Source organism: Streptomyces sp. TRD_SC_5 (genome assembly GCF_056836825.1).
The window spans coordinates 6,473,002-6,480,000 of record NZ_JBWZZS010000001.1; the positions used below are offsets into that span (position 1 = coordinate 6,473,002).

Below are 6,999 nucleotides of genomic sequence, written 5' to 3' on the forward strand. Positions count from 1 at the left end.
GCCGCAGACCCGCCGGATCGGGCCTGTTGCCGGGCTGAGGGGCGTCTTGTGAGTAACCGCGCACGGGTGCACCTTCCTCGTCGCCCTATCCGGGCCCTGCGCTGGTGACGGTGAAGATCGCGCCGTCCGGGTCGCGCACCGTCGTTTCCATGCCGTAGGCGGTGGGGCCGTGCCCGAGAGCGGTGCCGCCGTGACGGAGCGCTGCCTGGACCGTGGCTTCGACGTCGGGCACGGGGAAGTGGGCGTGCCACCGGGGCTGGATCAGGGGATCGGGCGCGGTGTCGACGGCACCGGAACTCAGCCGCGCCAGGATCTGTCCGTCCTGGAGCAGTACGACTTCGTCCTCCTGGTACTCGACCTCGCAGCAGCCGGGACGGCCGCTGGCCCATTCGAGGACCTGTCCGTAGAAGATCGCCGCATCGAACGCGTCCCGGGTCCGCAGCCGCAGCCACACGGGTGCGTTCTTGCGCCAGACGTGCCAGTCGGAGAAGAGCTGCCCTTCCCAGATGCCGAAGACGGCTCCGTCACGGTCCGCCGCGAGGGCTCCGCGGCCGGTGGCGAACCGGAGCGGCCCCACGGCGACGGTGGCGCTCCGTTCACGGATCCGGCTCGCGGTTTCGTCCACACTGGCGACAGCGAAGTAGGGCGTCCAGGTGACAGGCGCCCGCAGAGCGCTGTCGAGTACGCCGATTCCGGCGACCGGTTCACCGTCGAGCAGCGCGATGCTGAATCCGCGACCGAGGCCGGCCCGCCGGAATTCCCAGCCCAGAACCGCGCCGTAAAAGGCCTGGGCGGGCTCCAGATCGCGCGCCATCAGAGTGATCCAGCACGGAGCGCCGAAGATCTCGTGACTCGAAGTTCTACCGGTGGCCGTCGTTTCCATTTCCATCGCACGTGTCCTGGTCGAATGGGGGCGTGAGAGGCCAGTTTCGTAATCCATCCTGCCCCCGGGGGACCGTACTGGCGAACCGCGTGGGCACCCGGAGCAGGCCGTCGATCATGGAATTGTGTGTCTGTTCCCGTGCTCGGAGGGTACTCGCCCCGCACCGATCGGGACGGCGCCACAGCGTTCTCGGGCTGCGTTTGCGGAGACACGGCACCGGACGCAGGGTAGGCGGAGGCTGCTCATTCCAAGGCAGCGCACCACTGGTTCACATACGAAGGAGCAACAATGCCGAAGGGTTCGAGCGCCAAGCGGGAACGTCAGTACGAGCACATCAAGGAAAGTGCCGAAGAGCGCGGCGCGGGCACCAAGCGGGCCAAGGAAATGGCTTCGCGGACCGTCAACAAGGAGCGGGCGCGCTCCGGCGAGTCCAAGACGGCGAGCAAGAGCTCGACCCAGGGAAAGTCGTCCTCGCAGCGCGGGGGACAGCGTTCCGGCAGCGGTTCGCAGGGCCAGACGTACGACCAGCTGTACGCGGAGGCGAAGCGCCGCGACATCCACGGGCGCTCGTCGATGAACAAGTCCGAGCTGCAGCGCTCCCTCGGACGGTCCTGACCCACTACGCGGCAGACCTCAGTCGCGACGCTCCAGAGGCCGGGTGGCGGGGCCGTGCAGCACCGCACCGTCCGTCCCGAAGCGCGAGCCGTGGCAGGGGCACTCCCAGACCTTCTCGGCGTCGTTGAACCCCACCAGACACCCGAGGTGCGTACAGCGGGCCGAAAGGACGCCGGCCTCGCCGGACTCGTCGCGGTACACCGCACAGCGGTGCCCCTCGAGACTGACCACCGCGCCGCTGCCCGGGGGGACCTCGTCCACCGAGTCGACGTGACCGGTGTGCAGACGGTCGCCCACGAAGTGCCGGGCGACAGCGGCCTGGTACTTCGCCAGCTCCGCCGTCTCCCGCACCTGAGGCAGGCGGCGCGGGTCGTACAGGTCCGTCCACCCGGGGCGGGGGCCGCCCGCGATGTGGGCGGTGAGCAGACGGCCGGCCATCACACCGTTGCTCATGCCCCAGCCGCCGAAGCCCGTCGCGACGAACACGTGCTGAGTGCCCGCGTGCGCGTGTCCGACGTACGGCAGATGGTCGCTCGAGTCGTTGTCCTGCGCCGCCCAGCGGTACGCCCGGTCGGCACCCGCGAAGCCCGGCATCCGTTCGCGCGCCCAGGTGTCCAGGCGCGCGAAGCGTTCCCGTACGCCGCCGGCACCCGGCTCGAACGTCTCACCCGTGACGATGAGCAGCCGCTGTCCGTCGTCGTACGGCGCACTGCGCACTGAACGGACCCTGTCGGCGGGACTCAGGTACATGCCCCGCGGCGCGTCACCGGAAGGCACCGGCGCGGCGATCACCAGCTCGCGCCTCGGCTTCAGACGGGTGAACAGCAGCGTGCGGTCGAAGACTGGGTAATGGGTCGCGATGACGACATCGCGCGCCTCCACAGTGACCCCGTTCTCGGTCGACAGCCGGCAGCGCGCGCCGTCGTGGAGCCCCGTGACGCGGGTGCGCTCATGGATGCGTCCGCCCGCACCGGTGATCCGCTCGGCCAGGGCCAGCAGGAACTTGCGCGGGTGGAACTGCAGCTGCCCCTCCACCCGCACCGCCCCGGCCACCGGGAAGGGCAGCTCCGTTTCGGACACGAACGAAGCGTCGAGGCCCGCCCGCCGGGCGGCCTCGGCCTCGTCCCTCAGCTCGTCCGCCCGCCCCGGATCCTCCAGGTACGTGCAGGCGGCCGCCCGCTCCAGGTCGGCGTCGATACCCAGCTCGTCGCAGAGCGCCGCCGTACGGTCGACCGCGTCCTGTTGCGAGAGCGCGTACAGCGCGGCGTTGTCGGCGCCGTGCGTCGCCTCCAGCCTGGCGTACGTCAAGCCGTGCAGCGCCGTCAGCTTCGCCGTGGTGTATCCGCTCACCCCGGCGGCGATGCTGTCCGCCTCCAGGAGCACGACGTCCAGGCCCGCCCGCACCAGCTCCCACGCGGTGCACAGGCCGGCGATGCCGCCGCCGACGACGGCGACGTCCGCGGTCAGGTCTGTGTCCGGGGGCGGACGGCGGGTGCCGGGGGCGGTGGCCATCCAGTACGACTCGTCGACAGTCTGACGCTCTGCAGCCATGACCTTCGGCTTCCCGTTCTACGGTCCGGTTAACGGCTTCGCTCCCTCCAGGGCCCGCGGGCACAGAGACCTGGCCGTTTCCTCCAGCTCCTCACGGGTACCGGGAGCCAGGCCGTCGCATCGCGGCAACCACCTCCCGCCCTCGGTTCCCGGGAACGCACCGTGGAAGGTGAAGCAAAAGGCGGCGCCCGCCACGTTGCGGGACCGCCCGTACCGCGCAAGTGTCGAAAGGACCGAGTCCGAGGAGGACGGCAGCATGCCCATCGCCACGGTGAATCCCGCCACCGGAGAAACGCTCCAGACGTTCGACGCGCTCGCAGCCGAAGAGATCGAGCGGCGCCTGGCACTCGCCGGTACCGCCTTCGCGCAGTACCGCACCACCGGCTTCGACCGGCGGGCCGAACTCCTGAACCGCGCGGCAGACCTGCTGGACGAGGACCGGCAGGACATCGCCCGCACCATGACCACCGAGATGGGCAAGCCGGTCACGGCCGCCCGCGCGGAGGCCGCCAAATGCGCGAAAGCGATGCGCTGGTACGCCGAGAACGCCCGGGAACTCCTGGCCGACGAATACCCCTCCGCCGACGACGTGACGGACTCCGGGGCATCCCGGGCGATCGTCCGCTACCGCCCGCTCGGTGTCGTCCTGGCCGTGATGCCGTGGAACTTCCCGCTCTGGCAGGTCGTACGCTTCGCCGCGCCCGCACTCATGGCCGGCAACGTCGGCCTGCTCAAGCACGCGTCGAACGTTCCGCAGACCGCCCTCTATCTGGAGGACCTCTTCCGCCGCGCCGGCTTTCCCGAAGGATGCTTCCAGACGCTGCTCGTCGGATCCGGCGCGGTCGAGGACATCCTGCGCGACCCCAGGGTGGCCGCCGCGACGCTCACCGGAAGCGAGCCGGCCGGACGCTCCGTCGCCGCCGTCGCGGGTGACGAGGTGAAGCGGACCGTTCTGGAGCTCGGCGGCAGCGACCCCTTCGTGGTCATGCCGTCCGCAGACATCGAGCGGGCCGCCCGGACAGCGGTGACGGCCAGGGTGCAGAACAACGGCCAGTCCTGCATCGCCGCCAAGCGCTTCATCGTCCACGCCGACGTCTACGACGACTTCTGCGAACGCTTCACCGCCGGAATGCGGGAACTGACGGTCGGCGACCCGATGCAGGAATCCACCGACGTAGGGCCCCTCGCCAGCGAACAGGGCCGTAGCGACCTCGAAGAACTGGTCGACGACGCCCTGCGCCTCGGCGCCACCGCGCAGTGCGGAGCACAGCGCCCCGAGAAGCACGACAAGGGCTGGTTCTACGAGCCCACCGTCCTCACCGGAGTCACCGACGGCATGCGCATCCACCACGAGGAAGCCTTCGGCCCCGTGGCGACGGTCTACCGGGTGTCCGGCCTCGACGAGGCGGTGACCCTCGCCAACGACTCGCCCTTCGGGCTGAGCTCCAATGTCTGGACACGCGACGAGGAAGAGGTCGAGCGGTTCGTGCGGGACCTGGAGGCGGGCGGCGTCTTCGTCAACGGCATGACGGCCTCCCACCCCGCACTGCCCTTCGGCGGAATCAAGCGCTCGGGGTACGGCAGGGAGCTGTCGGGCCACGGCATCCGCGAGTTCTGCAACATCACCACTGTCTGGCACGCCGCCGAGCCGGCCGACAAGGGCTGACCCCGGACCCGCTCCCGCACCTCCGGCCGCACCGAGGAGCACACATGGACGACCCCCGTACGCCGACGCCCATGCCCACCCCCGCTCCCCTGAGCGATCAGGAGCTCCAGACCCTGGACGCGCACTGGCGTGCCGCGAACTACCTGGCGGTCGGACAGATCTACCTCATGGCCAACCCCCTCCTGAGGGAGCCGCTGCGCCCGGAGCACATCAAGCCCCGGCTCCTCGGCCACTGGGGCACCTCGCCGGGCCTCAACCTCGTGCACACCCACCTCAACCGGGTCATCAGCGCCCGCGGCCTCGACGCGCTGTGCGTCTGGGGCCCCGGCCACGGAGGACCGGCCGTACTCGCCAACTCGTGGCTGGAGGGGACGTACAGCGCGACGTACCCCGACGTGAGCCGGGACGAGCCCGGGATGGGGCGGCTGTTCAAACAGTTCTCCTTCCCCGGCGGGGTGCCCAGCCACGTCGCCCCCGAGACGCCGGGTTCGATCCACGAGGGCGGAGAACTCGGCTACGCACTGACCCACGCGTACGGAGCGGCCTTCGACAATCCACACCTGCTCGTCGCCTGCGTGATCGGCGACGGGGAGGCGGAGACGGGACCACTCGCCGCGTCCTGGCACTCCAACAAATTCCTCGACCCTGTGCACGACGGCGCAGTCCTGCCCGTCCTGCATCTGAACGGCTACAAGATCGCCAACCCGACCGTGCTCGCGCGTCTTCCCGAGGGCGAGCTCGACGAACTCCTGCGCGGATACGGCCACGAACCGCTCCACGTCGGCGGAGACGATCCCGAAGCAGTGCACCGCGCCATGGCGGCAGCCATGGACCAGGCACTCGACCGCATCCGGGCGATCCAGGGAACAGCCCGCGACGCTTCCCGCGACAGCGGCGGCGCGTACGAACGCCCCCGCTGGCCCATGATCGTGCTGCGTACGCCGAAAGGCTGGACCGGCCCCCGAGAGGTCGACGGAAAGCCGGTCGAGAACACCTGGCGCGCCCACCAGGTGCCACTGCCCGCAGTACGGGAGAACCAGGACCACCTCCGGCAACTGGAACAGTGGCTGCGCTCGTACCGCCCCGACGAACTTTTCGACGAGGCCGGACGCCCCCGCCCGCAGGTGCTCGCCTGCGTGCCCGAAGGCGACCGCAGGCTCGGAGCGACGCCGTACGCGAACGGCGGGCTGCTGCTGCGCGAACTGCCCCTACCGGCGCTGGAGGACCACGCCGTCGACGTCGACAAGCCGGGAACCACCCTCCACGAACCCACCCGGGCCCTCGGCGGTCTCCTCGCCGCCGTCATGGAGGCCACCGCCGAGCGCCGTGACTTCCGCGTAGTAGGCCCGGACGAGACCGCCTCGAACCGCCTGGAGGCGCTGTACGACGCCACCGGCAAGGCATGGCAGGAACGGACCCTCGGCACGGACGAGCACCTCGCGCGCGACGGCCGGGTGATGGAGGTCCTCTCCGAGCACCTCTGCCAGGGCTGGCTGGAGGGCTACCTGCTGACGGGCAGGCACGGGCTCTTCTCCAGCTACGAGGCGTTCGCCCACATCGTCGACTCGATGGTCAACCAGCACATCAAATGGCTCAGGACCTCCCGCCGCCTGCCCTGGCGCCGCCCCATCGCCTCCCTCAACTACCTGCTGACCTCGCACGTCTGGCAACAGGACCACAACGGCTTCTCGCACCAGGACCCCGGATTCGTCGACCACGTACTGAACAAGAGCCCCGAAGTCGTACGCGTCTACCTCCCCCCGGACACCAACACCCTGCTGGCGGTCGCCGACCACGCACTGCGCAGCCGCGACCTCGTCAACGTGATCGTCGCCGGCAAGCAGCCCGGCCACGACTGGCTCACGCTCGACGAGGCCCGCGCGCACTGCGCACGCGGCGCCGGCGTGTGGGAGTGGGCCGGGTCGGAGGACGGCACCGGCGAGCCCGATGTGGTGCTGGCCTGCGCAGGCGACGTACCCACGCTCGAAACTCTGGCGGCGGCCGAACTCCTGCGCCGCCACCTGCCCGACCTCACCCTGCGGGTGGTCAACGTCGTCGACGTGGCGAGGCTGATGCCGCACGAGGAGCACCCGCACGGGATGCCGGACTTCGAGTACGACGCGCTGTTCACCCGCGACAAGCCGGTGATGTTCGCCTACCACGGCTACCCCTGGCTGATCCACCGGATCGCCTACCGCCGCACCGGCCACGCCCACCTCCATGTGCGCGGCTACAAGGAGGAGGGCACCACGACCACGCCGTTCGACATGGTCGTACGCAACGA

The 6,999-nt window shown here is 70.2% G+C and carries 5 protein-coding genes (1 of these 5 only partly in view); 3 read left to right on the plus strand and 2 right to left on the minus strand.

Annotation, left to right across the window (positions count from 1 at the left end; all coding sequences use genetic code 11):
• Window positions 1–85: 85 nt before the first annotated feature.
• A complete protein-coding gene (locus tag AC1P0E_RS29620; protein WP_482745171.1) occupies window positions 86–889 on the minus strand; it encodes a VOC family protein in 804 nt (267 codons plus the stop codon).
• A gap of 282 nt (window positions 890–1,171) precedes the next feature.
• Here AC1P0E_RS29620 and AC1P0E_RS29625 point away from each other — a divergent pair, with 282 nt between their 5' ends.
• Window positions 1,172–1,498: a plasmid stabilization protein gene (locus AC1P0E_RS29625; RefSeq protein WP_482745172.1), complete on the plus strand. Its 327-nt coding sequence runs from the start codon at window positions 1,172–1,174 to the stop codon at window positions 1,496–1,498.
• 18 nt (window positions 1,499–1,516) lie between these two features.
• On the opposite strand, the gene AC1P0E_RS29630 is transcribed toward AC1P0E_RS29625, so the two are convergent.
• Window positions 1,517–3,049, minus strand: coding sequence for an FAD-dependent oxidoreductase (locus AC1P0E_RS29630; RefSeq protein ID WP_482745173.1), 1,533 nt, complete (start codon window positions 3,047–3,049; stop codon window positions 1,517–1,519).
• A 256-nt stretch (window positions 3,050–3,305) separates the two neighbouring features.
• On the opposite strand from AC1P0E_RS29630, the gene AC1P0E_RS29635 reads away from it, so the two are divergent.
• A complete protein-coding gene (locus tag AC1P0E_RS29635; RefSeq protein WP_482745174.1) occupies window positions 3,306–4,715 on the plus strand; it encodes an NADP-dependent succinic semialdehyde dehydrogenase in 1,410 nt (469 codons plus the stop codon).
• Window positions 4,716–4,759: 44 nt separating this feature from the next.
• Window positions 4,760–6,999, plus strand: partial view of a phosphoketolase family protein gene (locus AC1P0E_RS29640; RefSeq protein ID WP_482745175.1) — the 5' portion only. It continues 172 nt past the right edge of the window; 2,240 of the gene's 2,412 nt are visible here — the first part of the coding sequence; the start codon lies at window positions 4,760–4,762; its stop codon lies beyond the right edge, outside the window.